At 68.6% G+C, this 20,471-nt stretch carries 19 protein-coding genes; 1 reads left to right on the top strand and 18 read right to left on the bottom strand.

Features of this window, described 5'->3' with window-relative positions:
- Window positions 1–102: 102 nt before the first annotated feature.
- The 18 genes from hybE to GO615_RS23155 form a co-directional block, all read right to left on the bottom strand.
- A complete protein-coding gene (gene hybE, locus GO615_RS23240) occupies window positions 103–687 on the bottom strand; it encodes a [NiFe]-hydrogenase assembly chaperone HybE (RefSeq protein WP_169132261.1) in 585 nt (194 codons plus the stop codon).
- On the bottom strand, window positions 684–1,091 hold the full coding sequence (locus GO615_RS29005) for a HypC/HybG/HupF family hydrogenase formation chaperone (RefSeq protein WP_246262430.1): 408 nt from the start codon (window positions 1,089–1,091) through the stop codon (window positions 684–686). Before GO615_RS29005 ends, hybE begins: the two co-directional genes overlap by 4 nt.
- Window position 1,092: 1 nt before the next feature.
- Window positions 1,093–1,608 (bottom strand): HyaD/HybD family hydrogenase maturation endopeptidase, encoded by a 516-nt coding sequence (locus tag GO615_RS23230; RefSeq protein ID WP_169132260.1) that lies wholly within the window; start codon window positions 1,606–1,608, stop codon window positions 1,093–1,095.
- Window positions 1,608–3,320, bottom strand: a complete 1,713-nt coding sequence (locus GO615_RS23225; RefSeq protein WP_169132259.1) for a nickel-dependent hydrogenase large subunit — start codon at window positions 3,318–3,320, stop codon at window positions 1,608–1,610. The genes GO615_RS23230 and GO615_RS23225 overlap by 1 nt, the downstream gene beginning before the upstream one ends.
- Window positions 3,321–3,343: 23 nt before the next feature.
- Window positions 3,344–4,513 (bottom strand): Ni/Fe-hydrogenase cytochrome b subunit, encoded by a 1,170-nt coding sequence (hybB, locus tag GO615_RS23220; RefSeq protein ID WP_169132258.1) that lies wholly within the window; start codon window positions 4,511–4,513, stop codon window positions 3,344–3,346.
- Window positions 4,510–5,517, bottom strand: a complete 1,008-nt coding sequence (hybA, locus tag GO615_RS23215) for a hydrogenase 2 operon protein HybA (RefSeq protein ID WP_169132257.1) — start codon at window positions 5,515–5,517, stop codon at window positions 4,510–4,512. The genes hybB and hybA overlap by 4 nt, the downstream gene beginning before the upstream one ends.
- 2 nt (window positions 5,518–5,519) lie before the next feature.
- Window positions 5,520–6,701 carry a hydrogenase small subunit gene (locus GO615_RS23210; RefSeq protein WP_169132256.1) on the bottom strand — a complete coding sequence of 394 codons (1,182 nt, stop codon included), beginning with the start codon at window positions 6,699–6,701 and terminating at the stop codon, window positions 5,520–5,522.
- Window positions 6,702–7,419: 718 nt separating this feature from the next.
- On the bottom strand, window positions 7,420–9,591 hold the full coding sequence (locus tag GO615_RS23205) for a primosomal protein N' (RefSeq protein ID WP_169132255.1): 2,172 nt from the start codon (window positions 9,589–9,591) through the stop codon (window positions 7,420–7,422).
- A gap of 490 nt (window positions 9,592–10,081) precedes the next feature.
- On the bottom strand, window positions 10,082–11,152 hold the full coding sequence (gene hemE / locus GO615_RS23200) for a uroporphyrinogen decarboxylase (protein WP_169132254.1): 1,071 nt from the start codon (window positions 11,150–11,152) through the stop codon (window positions 10,082–10,084).
- 108 nt (window positions 11,153–11,260) lie between these two features.
- Window positions 11,261–11,503 (bottom strand): hypothetical protein, encoded by a 243-nt coding sequence (locus tag GO615_RS23195; protein WP_169132253.1) that lies wholly within the window; start codon window positions 11,501–11,503, stop codon window positions 11,261–11,263.
- A gap of 160 nt (window positions 11,504–11,663) precedes the next feature.
- On the bottom strand, window positions 11,664–12,113 hold the full coding sequence (locus GO615_RS23190) for a universal stress protein (protein ID WP_169132252.1): 450 nt from the start codon (window positions 12,111–12,113) through the stop codon (window positions 11,664–11,666).
- A gap of 109 nt (window positions 12,114–12,222) precedes the next feature.
- Entirely contained in the window at window positions 12,223–12,966 is a 744-nt protein-coding gene (locus tag GO615_RS23185) for a YjbE family putative metal transport protein (protein WP_169132251.1), read from the bottom strand.
- Between the two features lie 10 nt (window positions 12,967–12,976).
- Window positions 12,977–14,494, bottom strand: a complete 1,518-nt coding sequence (locus GO615_RS23180) for a tripartite tricarboxylate transporter permease (RefSeq protein WP_169132250.1) — start codon at window positions 14,492–14,494, stop codon at window positions 12,977–12,979.
- A 1-nt stretch (window position 14,495) separates the two neighbouring features.
- Entirely contained in the window at window positions 14,496–14,978 is a 483-nt protein-coding gene (locus GO615_RS23175; protein ID WP_169132249.1) for a tripartite tricarboxylate transporter TctB family protein, read from the bottom strand.
- Entirely contained in the window at window positions 14,975–15,958 is a 984-nt protein-coding gene (locus GO615_RS23170) for a Bug family tripartite tricarboxylate transporter substrate binding protein (RefSeq protein WP_169132248.1), read from the bottom strand. Before GO615_RS23170 ends, GO615_RS23175 begins: the two co-directional genes overlap by 4 nt.
- A 150-nt stretch (window positions 15,959–16,108) precedes the next feature.
- Window positions 16,109–17,080, bottom strand: a complete 972-nt coding sequence (locus GO615_RS23165; RefSeq protein WP_169132247.1) for a Bug family tripartite tricarboxylate transporter substrate binding protein — start codon at window positions 17,078–17,080, stop codon at window positions 16,109–16,111.
- Window positions 17,081–17,162: 82 nt separating this feature from the next.
- Window positions 17,163–18,566 (bottom strand): sensor histidine kinase, encoded by a 1,404-nt coding sequence (locus GO615_RS23160; RefSeq protein WP_169132246.1) that lies wholly within the window; start codon window positions 18,564–18,566, stop codon window positions 17,163–17,165.
- Window positions 18,567–18,584: 18 nt separating this feature from the next.
- A complete protein-coding gene (locus GO615_RS23155) occupies window positions 18,585–19,262 on the bottom strand; it encodes a response regulator (RefSeq protein ID WP_169132245.1) in 678 nt (225 codons plus the stop codon).
- An 83-nt stretch (window positions 19,263–19,345) separates the two neighbouring features.
- Here GO615_RS23155 and GO615_RS23150 point away from each other — a divergent pair, with 83 nt between their 5' ends.
- The gene (locus GO615_RS23150; RefSeq protein WP_246262429.1) at window positions 19,346–20,440 is read left to right on the top strand and encodes an ABC transporter substrate-binding protein; all 1,095 of its coding nucleotides are present in this window, start codon (window positions 19,346–19,348) and stop codon (window positions 20,438–20,440) included.
- The last annotated feature ends 31 nt before the right edge of the window (window positions 20,441–20,471 follow it).

Below are 20,471 nucleotides of genomic sequence, written 5' to 3'. Positions count from 1 at the left end.
GCCCGGACAACGCGCTGTTGGCGCGCATCCGCCGGGTGCGGACGATGATAGGCGCAGACGTGCGAGCGCGAAAGCCTGCCGACGGCAACCGTTGACGCATGTCTAGACGCGGCCGCGCAGGAAGGCGCGACGCGAGGGCGAAGGCGGCGTCCGCGGATTCGGATCGGCATCTTCGGAGGGGGCCGCTCCAGTAGTGTCGGGGGCGCTTGCGGGCAGCGGCTTGAGCACGGTGGCGAGCGCTTCGCGCGCGATCGCGCAGGCTGCGTCGGTGTTCGCGATGCCCTCGGGCGGCGTGATCAGCGGGCAGTACAGGAAGGCCGGCACGAGGTCGGTCGCGTGCTCGGCCGCCTCGCCGATGAACACGAGATCGCCCACCGGCAGGCTCAGCGTATGGCGCGCGCCGGCCGCGGTATCGCGCCACAAGGTGCCGCCGCCGGGCAACAGCACGAGCTGGATGCTCCACGGCGTCACGAGCGCCGCCAGCCAGTCGCCGGCGACGCGCTCGCAAGCGGCGACCGCGACGTCGAGGGCTTCGTTGAGGAAGGGCAGCCCGGCCATACGCGTTTCATGCACGCGGCGGAAATGGCGTTCCAGCGTCGTGCTCGGGTCGTCATGCCAGACCGCAGCGACCGCCGCTTCCGGCGGGCGGACCGCCGGCACGCGGACGAAGGGGATCACCTCGCTCATGGGGTTTCGGTTGCCGCAGTCTCCACCGGCTCTGCAGTGGAGGGGGTTGCTGCTGTGGGAGCGGCTTCAGCCGCGAATCGGCGCCCATTCGCGGCTGAAGCCGCTCCCACAGAACCGGGGTCGCATTCGGCGGCGGGCGTCCGCAAGTCGCCGAACCACGCCTCCGGGTCGTAATCGCCGTCCAGCGTCGCCGCGAGCGCCGCCAGCGCCTCCTCGGTCAGCGCAAGGCTCTCTTCGTCCAGCACGTCCTTCGCGAAGCCGAGCGCGACGAGCACCCAGGTGCCGACCGGCTGCGGGCCGACGAGCAGCATGTTGGCCTGCTGGCGGCGCTCGCCGCGCACGACCCATGCGATCTCGCCATCGCCCACCCAGGAATCGACCTGCATCGGCACCGATAGACACATGCTAAGCAGCCTCCGCGACCTTGGGCGGCGTGTGCAAGCCGTACTCCGCCAGCGCATCGCGAATCGCCTGCAGCGCCGTCGGCATCGCCGCCCGCACCGGCGCGCTCTGCTCCATCGAGGTCGAGATGTCGAAGGGCTGCACGCCGACGACGACCACATGGCGCGGCGCGCGCTCGGTGATTTCGAGCGTCGCGAGCACGTCCGACAGACCGACCTGATGCGGCGAGATGCGCGCGCGGAAGAAGGCGGGCACCTCGTCGTCCTTCAGCACGACGACCGAGGCCGGCGGCTTGCCGACGCGCACGCAGTCGGCGATGACCAGCAGGTCGAGGTTTTCCAGATCCTCGAGGAGCTCCATCGCCGCGGTGCCGCCATCGAGCACGGTCAGCGCGTCGGGGATCTCGTACTCGGCCTGCAGCTGCTCGACGAGACGCACGCCGACGCCCTCGTCGGTGAGCAGGATGTTGCCGACGCCCAGCAGCACGGCGCGGCGGATCGGGGTGTCGATCGTGCGCATCACGAAGCCTTCACCCGCACCACTTCCGCATTCTCCGTATCCAGGATATGCACCGCGCACGCCAGGCAGGGATCGAAGGAATGGATCGTGCGCAGCACCTCCAGCGGCTTCTCCGCATCAGCCACCGGGTTGCCGATCAGGCAGGCCTCGTAAGGCGCCATCTCGTCCTTCTCGTTCTTCGGCGCGGCGTTCCACGTGGAAGGCACGACACACTGGTAGTTCTTGATCTTCTGGTTCTCGATCACCACCCAGTGCGACAGGATGCCGCGCGGCGCCTCGTGGAAGCCCACGCCGTGGATCTCGCCCTTGGGGAAGACCGGCGCGTTGAAGGTGTCGAGGTCGCCCTTGGCCATGTTGTCGATGAGCATCTGCCACTGGCCCTGCAGCGCATCGGTCTCGACGCCGCACATGATCGCGCGCGAAGCGTGGCGGCCGATCGTCGAGTGCATCGCGTCCAGGCCGACCTTGGTCTTCGCCAGCGAGGACACCGTGTCGAGCATTCCCGTCGCGTACTTGGTGATGCCCTCGTGCTTGGCCGCGAGGCCGCACAGCACGCGCGCGAGCGGGCCGACCTGGGCCGGCTTGCCGAGGAAGGTCGGCGACTTGAGCCACGAGTACTTGCCGTCGTCATGGAAGTCGGTGTACTTCGGCGTCGTCTCGCCCTTGTACGGGTGCAGCGTTGCCGCATCGCCCGCACCATACTCGTACCACGAGTGCTTCACCGCTTCCGAGACCCCGTCCTCGAAGAACTTGTCGCCGAAGGCCGTGATCGGCTTGAACTGCGACAGGTCGCCGTTGGGGATGTAGCCGCCGGGGATCGCGAACTGCGTGCCGGCGGAGTCCAGCGGGATGTCCGGCGCCGCGAGGTAGTTCACGACGCCGCGCCCTACCTGCGTCCACTCCGGGTAGAAGGCGCCGATCGCGGCCACATCGACCATGTAGACGTTCTTCACGAAGTCGTCGAGCTTGGTCATCCACTCCTGGATCGCCATCAGGCGCTCGACCGTCAGCACCGACTGCGCGTTCGTCGACAGCGGGTTGGCGACGCCGCCCACCGCGACGTTCTGGATGTGCGGCGTCTTCGAACCGAGGATGGACACGATCTTGTTGGCGTAGCGCTGGATCTCCAGCGCCTGCAGGTAGTGCGCCACCGCCAGCAGGTTCACCTCCGGCGGCAGCTTCATCGCCGGGTGCCCCCAGTAGCCGTTGGTGAAGATGCCGAGCTGGCCGCTGGCGACGTAGCTCGCGAGCTTCTCCTTCACCTTGCGCATCTCGTGCTTGCTGTTGCCCGACCACGTCGACAGGCTCTCGCCGAGCGCGGCGGCCTTGTCCGGGTCGGCCTTCAGCGCCGAGACCACGTCCACCCAGTCGAGCGCCGACAGGTGGTAGAAATGCACGATCTGGTCATGCACCGCGTGCGCCAGGATGATCATGTTGCGGATCAGCTGCGCGTTGAGCGGGATATCCAGCTTCAGCGCGTTCTCGACTGCGCGCACCGAGCAGATCGCATGCACGGTCGTGCACACGCCGCAGATGCGCTGCGTGATCGCCCACGCGTCGCGCGGGTCGCGGCCGATCAGGATGTTCTCGACGCCGCGCCACATGGTGCCCGAGGACCAGGCCTTGGTGACCTTGCCGCCGTCGACCTCGACGTCGATCCGGAGGTGGCCTTCAATCCGGGTGACCGGGTCGATGGTGATGCGTTGGCTCATGGGAAAGATCTCCTCGGAAATTCTCAGGCGGCCTGCCCGGCCGGCGCGTGGTCCTCGCGCGGCAGCACCGGGAAGCGGCGGGTAATGACGATGTAGGCCAGCACTTCGATCGCGAACATGCCGAAGGTGACCATCATTTCGGGGATGGACGGGAAGTAGGACCAGCCGTCGCCGGTCTGGTAGCCGATCAGATAGGAATTCACGCGCAGCAGGATGCCCGCGATCATCAGCACGGCGCCGCCCACGAAGAGGTTCGCCGGATTCGCGCGCTTTGCGGGCGAGCCGAGGATCCAGAACGGCAGCACGAAGGCGATGCTCTCGAGCCAGAACATGAAGGCCTGCAGCGTCGGCTCGAAGGCGGTCGCGATCGCGCCGCGCACGATCAGGTCGCCGAAGCGGATCGCCAGATACAGCCCCAGCATGCCCAGCATCACCTTCGACAAGGGGGTCAGCAGGTGCATCTCGATCGAGCGGCGGTAGCCCGCCGCGGCGACGCAGGACTCGAACAGCACCACCGCGTAGCCGATCGTGATCGCCGAGATCAGGTAGATCGCCGGCAGGGCCATGGTCTGCCACAGCGGATGCAGCTGCGTGCCGAACACGATCAGCATCGAGCCGAGCGAGCTCTGGTGCATCATCGGCAGCACCGTGCCCAGGCCGACGAGGAAGAACATCGCGCGCCCGACCTTGCGCTGGGCGTTGGTCCAGCCGAACTTCTCGAAGAAGGTCGGCGAGAACTCCAGCCACATCACCAGGATGTAGAGCGAGATGCAGGCCGCGACCTCGAACATCACCGAGTTCGGCGAGGCGTAGCCCGGCCACAGGATGTGCCAGAAGTTCCAGTAGCGGCCGAGGTCGAAGATCACGCCGGCACCCGCGAGCGAATAGCCGAACAGGCTCGCCAGCAGCGCCGGGCGCACCAGCGGGTGATACTCGCCCTTGTTGAAGATATACACCAGCATCGCGACCGAGAAACCGCCGCAGGCGAAGGCCGAGCCGATCACGACGTCGCCGACCACCCAGATGCCCCACGGATAGCCGTCGTTGAGGTTCGTCACCGCGCCGAGACCGCCCCAGAAGCGCAGCGCGAGGATCGCGAAGGCCGACAGGATCAGCACCGCGCAGACGAAACTCACCGCATTGAGAAGCCGCCCGCCGACCGGCGCTGGCGCGGCATGGACATGAGCGCTCATTGGCCGCCCTCCCGCTTGTCAGAGTGTTGGCCAGCCGACTCGTCGTCCTTGGGCATGTTGCGCTTGGCGAGGAAGGTCATCACCCCCAACGCGACCACCGGCAGCGCGAGCCCGCCGTAGAGCGTGTGCTGCAGCGTCTCGGACCTCGACGAGAAGGAGCGCTCGGGCAGCGGCTTGTGGCCCAGCTTGTCGAAGGGCACCGCGGCGAGCTTCATCATCTGCGTGCCGCCGACTTCCTTCTCGCCATACACGTGCTGCACGTAGGCCGGCACCACGCCTTCCCACGACGGTTGGTCGCCCGTCGTGAGGTTGCCGCGCGGGAAGATGGTCGTGTCGCCGGCCTTGAGCGCGAGGCGGCGCTGCGCCTCGGCCCTCAGGTCGGAGACCTTGCCGTACAGCGTCGCGCCCGTCGGGCACACTTCGGCACAGGCCGCGTAGTGGCCGTCCTGCATGCGGTGGCGGCACAGCTCGCACTTGCCGATCGCGCCGGTCGGCGAGTCGTAGTCGTACTTCGGGATGCCGAAGGGGCAGGCGGCCACGCAGTAGCGGCAGCCGATGCAGGCGTCCTTGTCGTAGGAGACGATGCCGGTCACCGGATCCTTGAGCATCGCCGACACCGGGCAGGCCGACACGCAGCTCGGATCGACGCAGTGCAGACAGGAGCTCTTCATGAAGGCATAGCCGCCCTGCTCCGCATCCTTGAGCGTCGCCTTGCCGTCGCGATAAACCTTGATCACGTTGAAGGTGCGCGCGGTCGTGTCGAGCGGCACGTCCCACGGCGAATCGGGGGTGGTGTTGATGTCGACGGGCAGGTTGTTGGCCGTCTTGCACGCCGCCACACAGGCCTTGCAGCCGATGCACAGCGTCGAGTCGAACAGCAGCCCGACCGCGTCGGGCGAGATTTCGGCGTTGCCGCGCGCCTGTGCGGCGGGGCTCGCCGCCGCGCCCGCGACGGCCGCACCGCCCGCGAGCGCACATCTGAGGAAGTCGCGTCGGGAGCTCATCATCACTCCCGCCCGGCGGCCTTGTTGTCCTGCTTGCCGTCCTTGTCCTTCGCGGCCTGCTGCTCCGCATGCGACTTGCCGAGGTTCTTGGCGAACATCGCGCCTGCGCCCGCGGCGGCGGCGGCGACCGCGGTCAGCACCGCGGCGGAACCCAGCGATGCACCCTTGCCCTGCGGCTCGCCGACGGATGGGTAGCTCGCCGGCGGCTCGACGTTCTTCACCTTCGCGAGCATGTGGATCGGCTTCTGGAAGCCCACGCCCTGCTCGGTACAACCGATGCACGGATGGCCGCAGCCCACCGGCCAGGTGCCGGCGCCTGCATCACCAAACATGATGGTCGGGCAGTTCGCGTAGGTCTCCGGCCCCTTGCAGCCCAGCTTGTACAGGCAGTAGCCCTTGCGATGGCCCTCGTCGCCGAACTCCATCGCGAAGCGCCCGGCATCGAAGTGCGCGCGACGCTCGCAGTTCTCGTGGATCAGGCGCGAATAGGCGAACTTCGGCCGCCCCAGGTGATCGACCTCGGGCAGCGAACCGAAGCTCAGGAAATGCACAACCGTCGCGAGGAAGTTGTACGGGTTGGGCGGGCAGCCCGGAATCGTCACCACCGGCTTGCCGAGCACCTCGGCGACGCCCGTCGCGCCGGTCGGATTCGGCCCCGTCGAAGGCATGCCGCCCCAGCTCGCACAGGAGCCGATCGCGATCACCGCAGCGGCATCGGCCGCGCACTCCCTGGTCATCTCGATCGCCGTCTGGCCGCCGACCTTGCAGTAGATGCCGTCTTCCTTGGTCGGGATCGCGCCCTCGATGACCAGGATGTACTTGCCCTTGTTGTCCGCCATCGCCTGACGGCGCGCGGCCTCGACCTGATGGCCGGCGGCGGCGCACAGCGTCTCGTGGTAGTCGAGCGAGATGATGTCGAGGATCAGCTTCTCGATCGTGGGGTGCTCCGCACGCAGCATCGACTCGGTACAGCCGGTGCATTCCTGGAAGTGCAGCCAGATCACCGACGGGCGGCGCTTCTGCTCGATCGCGGTCTGCATCTGCGCCGCGGCGGTCGCGGGCAGGCCCAGCGTCGTCGCCAGCGTCGCGCAGAACTGCATGAAGCCGCGCCGGCTCATCCCCAGGCGCTCCTCGACCGGCCGCGCCTGCCAGGCCTCCGCCAGTTCCTTCAATTCGTGGTGCATGCACTCCCCCCGTTCTTGTCCATGGACGGCAACACGCGTGCGCGTCGTACGCGGGGGAGATCACAAGAAGCGTGCCGGTTTTCGGGCTGGTAGTTTTCCGTTATGGATCAGTTGCTTGAAAGAATTGGGGAAGTTCACCCGGCAAGTTCGGCGCCAGCAACGGTCCAACACTGGAAAGCTTCTTTTCATCTGACTTTCCACGTGGCTTTCGTAGGACACGAGCTCGCGGGGAGCGGTGGCCGTGGAGGAACTCTGTGGGGGCGGCTTCAGCCGCGAATGGGCGCTTCAGACTGCGGGGACGCTGCTTCGCGGCTGAAGCCGCTCCCACGAATGCCTCCGCTTCGACATGCGCGGAGAAGGGGCCGGCCGCAAGTTCACACGTCCGGCGGATCCACAAGCGGGGCGCGGTAGCCGTGGAGGAACTCGGTGGGAGCGGCTTCAGCCGCGAATGGGCGCTTCAGACTGCGGGGACGCTGCTTCGCGGCTGAAGCCGCTCCCACGAATGCCTCCGCTTCGACATGCGCGGAGAAGGGGCCGGCCGCAAGTTCACACGTCCGGCGGATCCACAAGTGGGGCGCGGTAGCCGTGGAGGAACTCGGTGGGAGCGGCTTCAGCCGCGAATGGGCGCTTCAGACTGCGGGGACGCTGCTTCGCGGCTGAAGCCGCTCCCACGAATGCCTCCCCTTCCACATGCGCGGAGAGGGGGCCGGCCGCAAGTTCAGACGTCCAGCGGATCCACGTCGAGCTGCCAGCGCAGCTCGCGATGAATGCGTTGCCCGCGCAGCACCTCGATCCAATGGCCGATGAAACCCTGCAGCGGCGCGCGTTCGTCCGCCTCGACCAGCAGCTGCGCGCGTTCGCGCCGGGCCAGCCGCGTCAGGCGCATCGGCACCGCATCGAACACCCTCACGCCGGCCGGCGCGATCTCCTGCGCGAGGCGGCGCGCGTGGGCGAGGAACTGCATCGCGTCGTCGAGCATCGGCGCGTCGGCGCGCAGCATCGCCTGGAAGGTGAAGGGCGGGAAGCCGGCCGCACGACGCTCGTCCAGCGCGCTCGCGGCGAAGGCGTCGAAGTCGTGCTTGGCGAGGCAGCGATACAGCGGGTGGTCGGGGTATTCGGTCTGCACCAGCACTTCGCCCGGCAGGTGTGCGCGTCCCGCACGCCCGCCGACCTGCATCAGCTGCTGGAACAGGCGCTCCGGTGCGCGGAAGTCCGCCGCGTGCAGCGACGCGTCCGCACCGATCACGCCGACCAGCGTAAGCTGCGGGAAGTCGTGGCCCTTGGCCATCATCTGCGTGCCGACGAGGATGTCCGCCTCGCCGCTGGCGATCTGCGCGAGCAGGCTTTCCCACTGGTTGCGCGTGCGCGCGGAATCCCGGTCCACGCGCAGCACGCGCGCCTCGGGGAAGAGTTCGGCCAGCCGCGCCTCGATGCGCTGCGTGCCGCGGCCGAAGGGCTGGATGTCCTGGTTGTTGCACACCGGGCAGTGGTGCGGCACCTCGGTGTCGCAGCCGCAGTGGTGGCAGCGCAGGCGGCGGTCGGCCAGATGCACGACGAGGTTGGCCGAGCAGTGCGGGCAGCGGCTCACCCAGCCGCAGGCGGGGCAGGACAGCACCGGCGCGTAGCCGCGACGGTTGAGGAAGACAAGGCTCTGCTCGCCGCGTGCGAGGCGCTCGCCGATCGCGGTCTTGAGCTGCGGGCTGAGGCCTTCGTCGAGCTTCATGCGGCGCGTGTCGATGCGGCGCACCGCGGGCAGCGTGCTCGCGAGCGCACGCGCGTCGAGGCGCAGGCTGCGGTAGCGCTCCAGCCGCGCATGCTGCCAGCTCTCCAGCGAGGGCGTCGCCGAACCGAGCACGACCGGCACGCCGCGCTGGCGCGCCCGCCACACCGCGACATCGCGCGCCGAGTAGCGCACCCCTTCCTGCTGCTTGTAGGAGGCGTCGTGCTCCTCGTCGACGAGGATCAGGCCGAGGCGTGGCAGCGGAGCAAACACCGACAGGCGCGTGCCGAGCACGATGTCGGCGCGTCCTTCCAGCGCCTGCACGAAGCCGCGCGAACGCGCCCCCTCGGCGAGCGCCGAATGCAGGCTCACGACGCACGCGGCGGGGAAGCGGTTGGCGACGCGCGATTCGAGCTGCGGCGTGAGCGCGATCTCGGGCACCAGCATCAGCACCTGCTGCCCCGCGGCGAGCGCGCGCTCGGCGAGGCGCAGATAGACCTCGGTCTTGCCGCTGCCGGTCACGCCCTGCAGCAGCCAGGGCGCGAAGCCTGCCGGCGCCGCCGACACCGCCTCGACCGCGGCGCGCTGCTCCTCGGTGAGCTCGGGACGGTTCGCCGCGGGCATCGCCGGATCCGCACCGCGTACGGCAACGACCCAGCCGCGCTTCATCGCGTCGCCCAAAGCGGCGCCCGATGGCAGCTCGCGCGCCGCGCTGCGGCGGATCACGCCGGCCGCGCGCAGTTCGCCGAGCAGGGCCAGCGCCCGGCTCGCACGGCGGGCCTCGGCCAGCGCCGAGTGGCCTGCCTCGCTCAGGTCCAGCAGCGGGTCGCTCTCGCGGTCGCTCACCGCATCGGCGCGGCGCAGACCCGGCGGCAAGGCGAGCGCGATCACTTCGCCGAGCGGCGCGTGGTAGTAGCGCGCGACGAAGCCGACCAGCTCCAGCCAGTCCGCCGGCAGCGGTGCGACCTCGCGCTGGATGTGACGCACCGCCTTGAGGCGCGCGGGGTCCAGGTCCGATTCGGCGACGCGCGCAACGATCAGGCCGCTCTTCTCCCCCCGCCCGAAGGGTACCCGCACGCAGCGGCCGACATCCTCATCGCATGCATCTTGCGATGAATAATCAAAGAGTTGTGGCAGCGGAACGGGAAGCGCGACACGGACGATGGGCATTCGGGTTTCGTTTCTTACACAACTTTCAATTAATTATCAGATGTTTACGAGAAGTTCTTAAATTCGTTGTTCGGAAACGGGGAGTAAATCTTTGCCGCGAAACCCTTCCGAAGCTTGTCCACAAATCCTGTGGATAACTTTGTTGATAGCATGGGTGAAACGCCCTGAACCCGGCGCCACTCCTGCCCTTGTGTCACATTGCCTTAACAGTAGGCAAATTTTTATTCTTTATTTTTCAATTACTTATAAATTCATGTGAATAAACCCGGATTCCATGCAGGATCCGGCTTCGGGAGTGCTCCGGTGTGCATAAGTCAAGCGGTCAACGCATATTATTCCGCTTGACAAGGGTCGGCCGGACACTCCCGATTGCGCACTTCGCACCTTGACGGTGCCGACAAGCGGGGAATTTTCCCCAACCCCAAAAGGGAACCCCGGCGGGGCGCGTCCTGCGCAACCCGGCCGGGGTTCGGGTACCGCCGCGAAACGCTCAGACGCCCGCGCGAATTTTGCGGCTGTGCTCGTGCACGGTGTCGACCAGCACGGACACCGACTCGGGCGGCGTGAATTGCGAGATGCCGTGGCCGAGGTTGAAGACGTGGCCGGGGTGGTTGCCGAAGGAATCGAGCACGCGCTTCGCTTCGCGCGCGACCGCTTCGGGCGGCGCGAACAGCACGTTGGGGTCGAGGTTGCCCTGCAGCGCGACCTTGTCGCCGACGAGCTTGCGCGCGCGGCCGATGTCCATGGTCCAGTCGAGGCCGACGGCGTCGCAGCCGATGTCCGCGATGCCCTCGATCCACAGGCCGCCGCCCTTGGTGAACACGATGTTCGGCACGCGCTCGCCGTCACGCTCCTTGATCAGCCCATCGACGACGCGCTTGAGATAGGGCAGCGAGAACTCGTGGTAGGCCGCCTCGGACAACGCACCGCCCCAGGAGTCGAACACCATCACGGCCTGCGCGCCGGATTCGATCTGCGCGTTGAGGTAGGCAACGACGGAGTCGGCCGTCACGGAGAGGATGTGGTGCATCAGGTCGGGGCGCGAATAGGCCATCGCCTTGACCTTGCGGTAGTCGTCGGACGAGCCGCCTTCGACCATGTAGCAGGCCAGCGTCCACGGGCTGCCGGAGAAGCCGATCAGCGGCACGCTGCCGTTCAACGCGCGGCGGATCTCGGCGACCGCGTCCATCACGTACTGCAGTTCGGCATGCGGATCGGGGATCGCGAGATTGCGGATCTCCCACTCGTCGCGCAGCGGGCGCTCGAAGCGCGGGCCCTCGCCTTCGGCGAAGTACAGGCCCAGGCCCATCGCGTCCGGCACGGTGAGGATGTCGGAAAAGAGGATCGCGGCGTCGAGGTTGTAGCGCGCGAGCGGCTGCAGCGTGACCTCGCAGGCCATCGTCGGGCTCTTGCACAGGTTCAGGAAGCTGCCGGCGCGCTTGCGGGTCTCGCAGTACTCGGGCAGGTAGCGCCCCGCCTGCCGCATCAGCCACAGCGGCGTGTATTCGGTCGGCTGGCGCAGCAGGGCGCGCAGGAAGGTGTCGTTCTGCAGGCGGGTCACGGTTACGTCCTCAAATCTGCCCGAGCGGGCGCAAACCTCGATTATCGCCGTTTTTCCGCCGTCATGCCGCTCCCGCGCGGGCTGCGGGGCATTTGCCCCGCTGCACGATCAGATCGCGAGGCTCAGCGCGCCGGCGGCGACCGCGAGCCCGCCCAGCGTCCAGCGCAGCGCACCGGTCGAGCGGATCGCGAAGAAGGCGCTCACGAGCGTGACGAGGGCCGAGGGCAGGTGCTCGATGCCGGACGAGAACATGTGCGCGAGGCCGGGCACGAAGCCGTGATCGCCGTGCGCGAGGGCCGTGCCGGTGGTGAGTGTGAGGGCCAGGGCGGCCAGGCTGCGGATCGGCTTCATGACGTTTTCCTCGAATTGAATGTCTGCGGCTGCAGAATCGGATCAAGGTAAAACAAGTTGCATGCCACCGCCGCGAAGCTGGCTTCGCCGGCGGCCGGGTGGAAAGCGTCATTCCAGCCGTCACTGGGCGACGGTCAGGCGCTTTCCACCGCCGCCGCGTTCAGCGGCAGACCAGCACGGGGATCGTGCAGTGCGCGAGGACCTTGTTGGTTTCGCTCCCCAGCAGCAGCGCGTTGATGCCGCGTCGGCCGTGCGAGGCCATGCAGATCAGGTCGCAGCCGAGGCTTTCGGCGGTCTGGATGATCACGCGGTGCGGGGTCTCGCTGCTTTCTACGACGGGGTTGGCCTTCACGCCGGCCTCCCGCGCCCGCGCAAGCGCCGCGTCGATGATGCGCTGGCCGTGCGACGCGGCCTCGCGGGCGAAGCGGCGCGTCTTCTCCGGATCGTAATGGCCGTCCTCGCCGAAATTCGTGACCGGGAACGGCGGTTCGGCGGTCGCGTTGAGGATCGTCAGCCGGGCACCCAGACCGCGGGCGAGCGCGATCGCGCGATCGAGCGCCTGGTCGGACAAGGGCGAGCCGTCGGTGGGGACGAGGATATGCTGGAACATGGGGCGTCCTTGGGATGAGAGGTTCGTTCCACGCGGGCCTGTCGCGGCCTTGCGGCTGCCCGCGACAGGCCCGGGCGAACGGAGAAGTCGTTCCGGATCGACCGTCGCGCTAGTCGCGCGCGGCGCCCTGCCCGGCCATTTCGACCGCAAGTTCGCCGGCCGCGTCGTCCTCGACGGACTGCCGCTTCGCGAGCCACGCCCCCAGCGCGACGACGAAGAGCGCGCCGGCGGTCGAACTCACGTAGTGCAGCCAGCCCGGCAGGTGCTCGACATAGGGCTTCACGACGACGTCGCCGATCAGCATGCCACCCGCAATCCAGCCCAGCAGCGCCGCCCCGAGGGTGATGACCATCGGGAAGCGGTCCATCAGCTTGAGCACGAACTTGCTGCCCCACACGATGATGGGGATGCTGACGACGATGCCGAACACGACGAGGCCGAGGTCGCCCTTGGCCGCACCGGCGACCGCGATCACGTTGTCCAGGCTCATCACCGCGTCGGCGATGACGATGGTCTTGATCGCGCCGAGCAGATGGGTCGAGCCCTCGATGTTGCCGTGGCCCTCGTCGTCCTCCGGCTGCATCAGCTTCACGCCGATCCACAGCAGCAGCAGCGCGCCGACGACCTTCAGGAAGGGCAATGCCAGGAGTTGCAGCGCGAAGAAGATGAGCACGACGCGCAGGCCGATCGCGCCGACCACGCCCCACGCGATGCCCTTGTTGCGCTGATGCTCGGGCAGCTTGCGGCACGCGAGCGCGATGACGACCGCGTTGTCGCCGCCGAGCAGGATGTCGATCGCGATGATCTGCAGCACGGATACCCAGAAGGCGGCATCCATCATGGTTTCAAACACTGTTATCTCCTCAGATCGGGGAATGGTGGCCGATCGCGTCGGCCTGCATGCGACGCACGAGGCGCCATGCTTGCGGCACGATCACGACCAATGCGGTGATCGCGAGCACCGTCGCCGAGATCGGCTGGGTCACGAAGATCGACAGGTCGCCCTGGCTGATCGCCAGCGCACGGCGGAACTGCTGCTCGGACAGCGGGCCGAGGATCAGGCCGACCAGCACCGGCGCGACCGGGATGTCGTAGCGGCGCATCACGAATCCCAGCAGACCGATGCCGTACAGCAGCGCGAGGTCGAACCACGAGTTGCGGATGCCGTAGGCGCCCATCGTCGCGAAGATCAGGATGCCCGCGTAGAGCAGCGGGCGCGGGATCGACAGCAATTTTACCCAGACCCCCACCAGCGGCAGGTTCAGCGCCAGCAGGATGACGTTTCCGATATACATGCTTGCAATCAGGCCCCAAATCAGCTCCGGCTGCGTGTCGAACAGCAGCGGGCCGGGCTGCAGGCCGTACTGCTGGAACGCGGCGAGGATGATCGCGGCGGTCGCGGTGGTCGGCAGGCCCAGCGTCAGCAGCGGCATCAGCGTGCCGCTCGCGGAGGCGTTGTTGGCCGCTTCCGGGCCCGCCACGCCTTCGATCGCGCCCTTGCCGAACTCGGCGGAATGCTGGCTGAGCTTCTTCTCCGTCGCGTACGAGAGGAAGGTCGGGATCTCGGCGCCGCCCGCGGGGATGCAGCCGAACGGGAAGCCGAAGGCGGTGCCGCGCAGCCACGGCTTCCATGAGCGCTTCCAGTCGTCCTTGCTCATCCAGATCGAACCCTTCATCTGCTCGATGGTGTCGACGCCGCGGTTCAAGTAGGTCGCGACGTAGAGCGTCTCTCCGACCGCGAAGAGGCCCACCGCGACGACGACGATGTCGAGGCCGTCGAGCAGCTCCGGGACGCCCAGCGTGAAGCGTGCCTGCCCGGTCTGGCTGTCGAGGCCGATGAGGCCGATCGTCAGGCCGATGAAGAGGGCGGCGAGGCCGCGCGCGGGCGAGGAGCCGAGCACCGCGGACACCGTCACGAAGGCCAGCACCATCACCGAGAAGTATTCGGCGGGGCCGAACTTCAGCGCGACGTCGACCGCGAAGGGCGACACGAAGGTCAGCAGCACGGTGCCGATCGTGCCGGCCACGAAGGAGCCGATCGCCGAGGTCGCCAGCGCGGGGCCGGCGCGGCCGCGCTTGGCCATCATGTTGCCTTCCATCGCGGTGACGATGGTCGCCGATTCGCCCGGCGTGTTGAGCAGGATCGAGGTCGTCGAGCCGCCGAACATCGCGCCATAGTAGATGCCGGCGAACATGATCAGCGCGCCGGTGGGGTCGAAGCTTGCGGTCGCGGGCAGCAGCAGCGCCACCGTCAGCGCCGGGCCGACGCCCGGCAGCACGCCGACCGCCGTGCCCAGCGTGACGCCGACGAAGCCGAGCAGCAGGTTCTGCAGCGTCAGCGCGACGGCGAAGCCCGACAAGAGTGCGTTGAGGGTTTCCATCTCAGCCTCCGAACAGGCCCGCGGGCAGGCTCAGGCCCAGCGCCTGCGTGAAGAGGAAATACACGGCCGTCGACAGCACCGCCGCGATGGCGACGTCGCGCACCGGTTTCGTGCTGCCGAAGCCGCGCGCGACCAGCACGAAGAGCAGGGTCGAGGCGAGGATAAAGCCGGCCCAGCCGATCAGCACCATGTGCAGCACGACGCCGGCGCTGATGAGCACGAAGCCCGTGCGGTCGGGCGCGGCGTGCGTCCCGGCCTCGTCCGGCATCGCGCGCCAGCCGCCTGAGAGCGCCTGCCACGCGAGCCAGGTGCCGCACAGCGTGAGGCCGGTGCCGATGAGATAGGGGAAGAGGCGCGGGCCGACCTGCGAATAGCCCTGTGTCTCGGCGATCCCCTGCGTCTCGAACACGACGAAGCCGCCGAGCGCCAGCAGCGCGAGCGAGATCAGCAGTTCGCCGACGTCCGTGCGCGCGCGCGTGCTCATCTCTTCACCAACCCGAGATCATTGACGAGCTTCAGCACGGTCTTCTGCTCGGCCTCGACGTACTGGCGGAACTCGTCGCCGGTCATCAGCATGTCGACCCACTCGTTCTTCGCCAGCGTCGCCTTCCACGCGTCGCTCTTCGCCATCTGCGTCACCGTCTTCACGAGCTCGTCGCGCTGCGCGTCGCTGATGCCGGGCGCCGCCATGATGCCGCGCCAATTCACGAACTCGACCGCGATGCCCTGCTCCTTCAGCGTCGGGACGTCGATGTCCGGCACGCGGGCAGGCGCCGTGACCGCCAGCGCACGCAGCTTGCCGGCCTTGATCTGGCCCGCGAACTCATTGAAGCCGCCCAGGCCAACCGTGACGTGGCCGCCCAGCACCTGCGCGAGGACCTCGCCGCCGCTGCCGAAGGCGACGTAGTTGAACTTGCCCGCCTCGCCGCCGATGGCCTGCACGATCATGCCGGCGGTGAGCTGGTCGACGCCGCCGGCGAAGCCGCCCGCCCACGACACCGCGGCGGGGTTGGCCTTGTAGGCGGCGACGAGGTCGGCCATGTTCTTCAGCGGCGAGCTCGCCGGCACCACGAGGACTTCATACTCGCCGGTCAGGCGCGCGATCGGCGTGACGTTCGCGAGCGTGACCGGCGACTTGTTGATGAACACCGCCGACACCATGCCCTTGCCACTCGCCATCAGCGCGCCGCCGTCGCCCTTGCTGCTGTTGATGAGCTGCGCCAGGCCGATCGTGCCGCCCGCACCGGCGACATTGTTCACCTGCACGCGGTCGGCGAGCTTGTTGGCCTGCAGCGCGGCCTGCACCGCGCGGCCGAGCTGGTCGTAGCCGCCACCGGGCGCGGCCGGGACGAGGATCTTGTAGTCGGCGGCGCAGGCCAGGGTCGTGGCGCCCGCGAGGGCGAGACCGGCGAGGACGGTCCGCAGCGCGCGGCCGAGGCCGGCGCCGATATCGTTATGTCGCATGTGGAATGTCTCCGGAAGAGGTGCTGCGGGGCGGGACGGTGCAGCCACGCAGGATCGGCCGACCCGCTACCGTGCGGGCCGGGCCCTGCGACGGGCTCGGCCCGCACGGACGTGGCTGAACGCGGCGTTATTGGACGGTCGGGTTCCGACTTACGGCTTGACCATGCCGAGATCGGTCACGAGCTTGGTGATGCGCGCGACGTCGGCTTCGAGGAACTTCTTGAACTCCGGCCCGGTGAGGTACATGTCCTGCCAGTCGTTGCGCTTGAGCGCCTCCTTCCACGAGTTCGACGTGACCGCCTTGTCGAGCGCGGCGACCAACTCCTTCTGCTGCGGCTCGGTGATGCCGGGCGCGGCGAAGATCGCGCGCCAGTTCACCATCTCGACATTGACGCCCTGCTCCTTCAGCGTCGGCACGCTCTCGCCGGGGATGCGCTCGGCGCCCGAGACCGCCAGCGCGCGCAACTTGCCGGACTTGATCTGCGACTGGAATTCGCCGAAGCCGCTGATGCCGGCCGCGACGTGACCGCCCATGATCGCGGCCTGCGCCTCGCCGCCGCCCGAATAGGCGATGTAGTTCACCTTCGCCGGATCGACGCCGACCGCCTGCGCGATCAGGCCCGCAAGGATGTGGTCGGAGCCACCCGCCGAGCCGCCGCCCCACGACACCGAGCCGGGGTTGGCCTTGAACTGGTCGACCAAGTCCTTCAGGGTCTGGATCTTCGAACTCGCCGGCACCACGACGACCAGCGTCTCGCCGGACAGGCGCGCCAGCGGCGTGACCTGGGTCAGGTTCACTGGCGACTTGTTGGTCGCGATCGCGCCAACCATCACCATGCCGCCGACCAGCGTCGCGCCGCCGTCGCCCTTCGTGCCATTGACGAACTGCGCCAGCCCGATCGTGCCGCCCGCGCCGCCCTTGTTGTCGACGGTGACCTTCTTCGCGATGCCTTCGGCGTTGATCGCCGCCTGCAGCGCGCGCGCGGTCTGGTCCCAGCCGCCGCCCGGATTGGCCGGCACGAGGATCTTGACGCTGTCGAGCGCGAGCGCCGGGGCGCTGGCGACGAAACCGAGGCCGAGCGCGCCGGCGACGAGGGTGGTCCTGACGATGTTCCTGAACATGCTTGTCTCCTCTTGGTATCAGGCCGGTCGCTCCGGCCCTGCATGGAGACGGACGATACGGAGGAGTGCTTTCGATTGGCTTTCAGCGGTCGACAGCTTCGCGGCGCGGGAACTCCACCTCCACGAGCAGCCCGCGCCCGCCCGGCGCATCCGCGAGGCGCACCTCGCCGCCGTGCGCGAGCGCGATCTCGCGCACGATGGCGAGCCCCAGGCCGCTGCCGTCCGGACCGCCCTGGCCGAGGATGCGGTAGAAGCGCTGGAACACCTTGGCGCGCTCCTCCGGCGGGATGCCCGGCCCCTCGTCGCTCACCGCGAGCACGACGCGCCCGTCCGACGCCCCGGTGGCGACCACCACCTGCGTGTCCGGCGGGCTGTAGCGGATCGCGTTGTCGACGAGGTTCGCGACGAGCTCGCGCAACATCGCCGCGTTGCCCATCATCGGCGCCGGCCCGGTCTCCTCGAATGCGAGCTCGATATGCTTCTTCAGCGCCACCGGCACCAGCTCGACCGCGACCTCGCGTGCGATGTCGGTGAGCTCGACCGGCTCCTGCTCCTGGATCAGCCCGTTCGCCGGCTCCGCGCGCGACAGCGACAGCATCTGGTCGGCCATGCGGCGCGTGCTGCGGATGGTCGCGAGCAGGCTCCCGAAGATGCGCCGCATCTCGCCCGGATCGCCCTGGCGCGCGCCGAACTCGGCCTGCGTGCTCAACACCGCGAGCGGCGTGCGGATCTGGTGCGCGGCGTCGGTCAGGAAGCGCCGGCGCGCCGCGAGCATCGCCGACAGGCGTTCCATGTGGTGGTTGATCGCGCCGATCAGCGGCTGCACCTCGCTCGGCACGTTGCCGGTGGGCACCGGCGTGAGGTCGTCCTCGGCACGCTTCTGCACCGCGTCGCGCAGCTCCACGAGCGGGCGGAAGGCCGAGCCCAGCGCCAGTGCCAGCATCAGCGCGCCGAGACCGACGAGCAGCAGCTGGCGGCGCAAACTGTCGAGGAAGAGCTCACGGGCAAGCGCAACCCGCGACTCGGTGGTCTCCGCGAACACGATCGTCACCGCATCGCCGCCCGCGAGCGCGGGGTCGTACAGGCGCTTCTTCATCGCGCCGATGCGCACGTCCTCGCCGCGGTACTGCGTCTCCGCCAGCAGCAGCGTGCCGTCCTCGGCCGGCGGGCGCGGCGCGCGCAGATCCTCGTAGCCGGTCACGAGGCTCCCGTCGGGGGCGAACACCGCGTAGAAGATGCGCTCCTGCACGCCGGCCTCGAACACCTCGAAGGCCGATGAGGGCACATCGACGGTGATCTCGCCCTCGAGCGAATGCACCTGTTCGGCGATCGCGCGCACCGACGCCGTGAGCGAACGGTCGTAGGCGCGATTGACGGCCTGGCGCGCGCCCAGCCACGACAGCACGGCGTTGATCGCGAGCAGGATCAGCAGCGGCGGCAGCAGCCAGCGCGCGACGCGCCCGCGCAGGCTCAGCGATGCGCGCATGCCCATCCGCGCGCAACCTCAGTCACCGCCCGCCTCGCCGATCAGGTAGCCCAGCCCGCGCAGCGTCGTGACCACCGCGCCCGAACCCTCGAGCTTCTTCCTCAGGCGATGCACGTAGATCTCGATCGCCTCCGGGCGCGCCTCCTCGTCGAAGCTGAACACCTTCTCGAACAGCGCCTCGCGCGCGAGCGGCCGCCCCTGGCGCGCGATCAGCGCCTCGAGCACCGCGAGCTCGCGCGGCGTCAGCGCCAGCGGCTTGCCCTCGACCGTCGCGAGGCGCGAGCCGAGGTCGAACTCCAGCCGGCCGATCCTGACGCTCGGCACGAGGTTGCCCGCCCGGCGCAGCAGCGCCTTGATGCGCGCTTCCAGCTCCGTGAGTTCGAAGGGCTTGGGCAGGTAGTCGTCGGCGCCGAGGTTGAGCCCCTTCACGCGGTCCTCGGTCGCGCCGCGCGCGGTGAGGATGATCACCGGCGTCGTCCGCGTCGCCTCGCGCCCGCGCAGCCGCCGCAGCACCTCCAGGCCGTCCAGGCCGGGCAGCGACAGGTCCAGCACGACGAGGTCGTAGGGCTGGGTGAGCAGTGCGTGGTCGGCGTGGTCGCCGCGCCTCATCACGTCCACGGCGTAGCCCGCCTGCGCGAGGGCCTTGGAAACCCATTCCGCGAGTTCGGTATGATCCTCTACGAGCAGCAGGCGCATCGGCTGAAAGTGATTCGAAAGCTGTTGGACGGATCATCGTGCCGCAAATGCGCGCGCCGCGCAAAAAGCCGCAAGGACCCTGATTGAGCCCTCTCCTGCTCCACCTGCCCCGTTTGCTCCGCACGCTCGCACTGCTGTTCTCGCTGCCGGCCGCGGGCGTGCACGCGGAGCCGGCCGACCCGCTGTATGCGGCGGCGGTGCGCGAGGGCCGCGTCGTCATCCACGCGGCGACCGACGAGCGCATCGCGCGCCCGCTGATCCGCGCCTTCGAGCAACGCTACCCGGGCGTGCGCGTCGAGTACGAGGATCTCAACAGCGGCGAGCTGTTGCGGCGCTTCCTCGACGAGTTCGCGCGCGGCGAGCACGCCGACCTCGTGTGGAGCTCGGCCGTCGATCTGCAGGTGAAGCTGGTCAACGACGGCTACGCCCAGCCCCACCGCTCCGCCGAAACGGCAGCGCTGCCGGACTGGGCGGTGTGGAAGAACGAGGCCTTCGGCACCACCTTCGAGCCGGTCGCGATCGCCTACAACCGCAAGCTCCTCGCCCCCGCCGAAGCGCCCGCGACGCACGCCGAGCTGCTGCGCCTGCTCGCGCAGCAGCCCGAGCGCTTCCGCGGCAAGCTCGCGACCTACGAACCCTCGACCTCCGGCCTCGGCTTCATGCTGCACACGCAGGATGTGCTCGCGAACCCCGTCGTGTTCTGGAAACTCGCCCAGGCCTTCGGCCGCACCGGCACCGCAACGCTGCCATCGACGACCGAGATGCTCGATCGCATCGCCTCCGGCGAAGCGCTGATCGGCTACAACGTGCTGGGCTCCTACGCGCTGCTGCGCGCCGCGGACGACCCCGCGATCGGCGTCGTGCTGCCGCGCGACTACACCCTGGTGCTGAGCCGCGTCGCCTTCATCGCCCGCGGCGCACGCCACCCGAACGCCGCGCGCCTGTGGCTCGACTTCGTGCTGTCGCGCGAGGGCCAGCAGCAGCTGGCACGGCATCCCGGCTTCTTCTCGGTGCGCGACGACGTGCCCGAGGACACCGCGGCTTCCGAGCTGCGCCGCCAGCTCGGCGGTGCCTTCCGCCCGATCCCGATCGGACCCGGCCTGATGACCTACCTCGACCAGATCAAGCGCCGCGACTTCCTGCGCAAATGGCATCACACGGTGTTCCCCGCCCCCTGACAGGCGGCTGAAACCACTCCCCCATCCCTCC

It is taken from the genome of Aromatoleum evansii, from assembly GCF_012910805.1.
In the GTDB taxonomy this organism is placed as follows: domain Bacteria; phylum Pseudomonadota; class Gammaproteobacteria; order Burkholderiales; family Rhodocyclaceae; genus Aromatoleum; species Aromatoleum evansii.
Note: the sequence above shows the minus strand (reverse complement) of the source record. Positions and strands in the feature narration are given on the sequence as shown.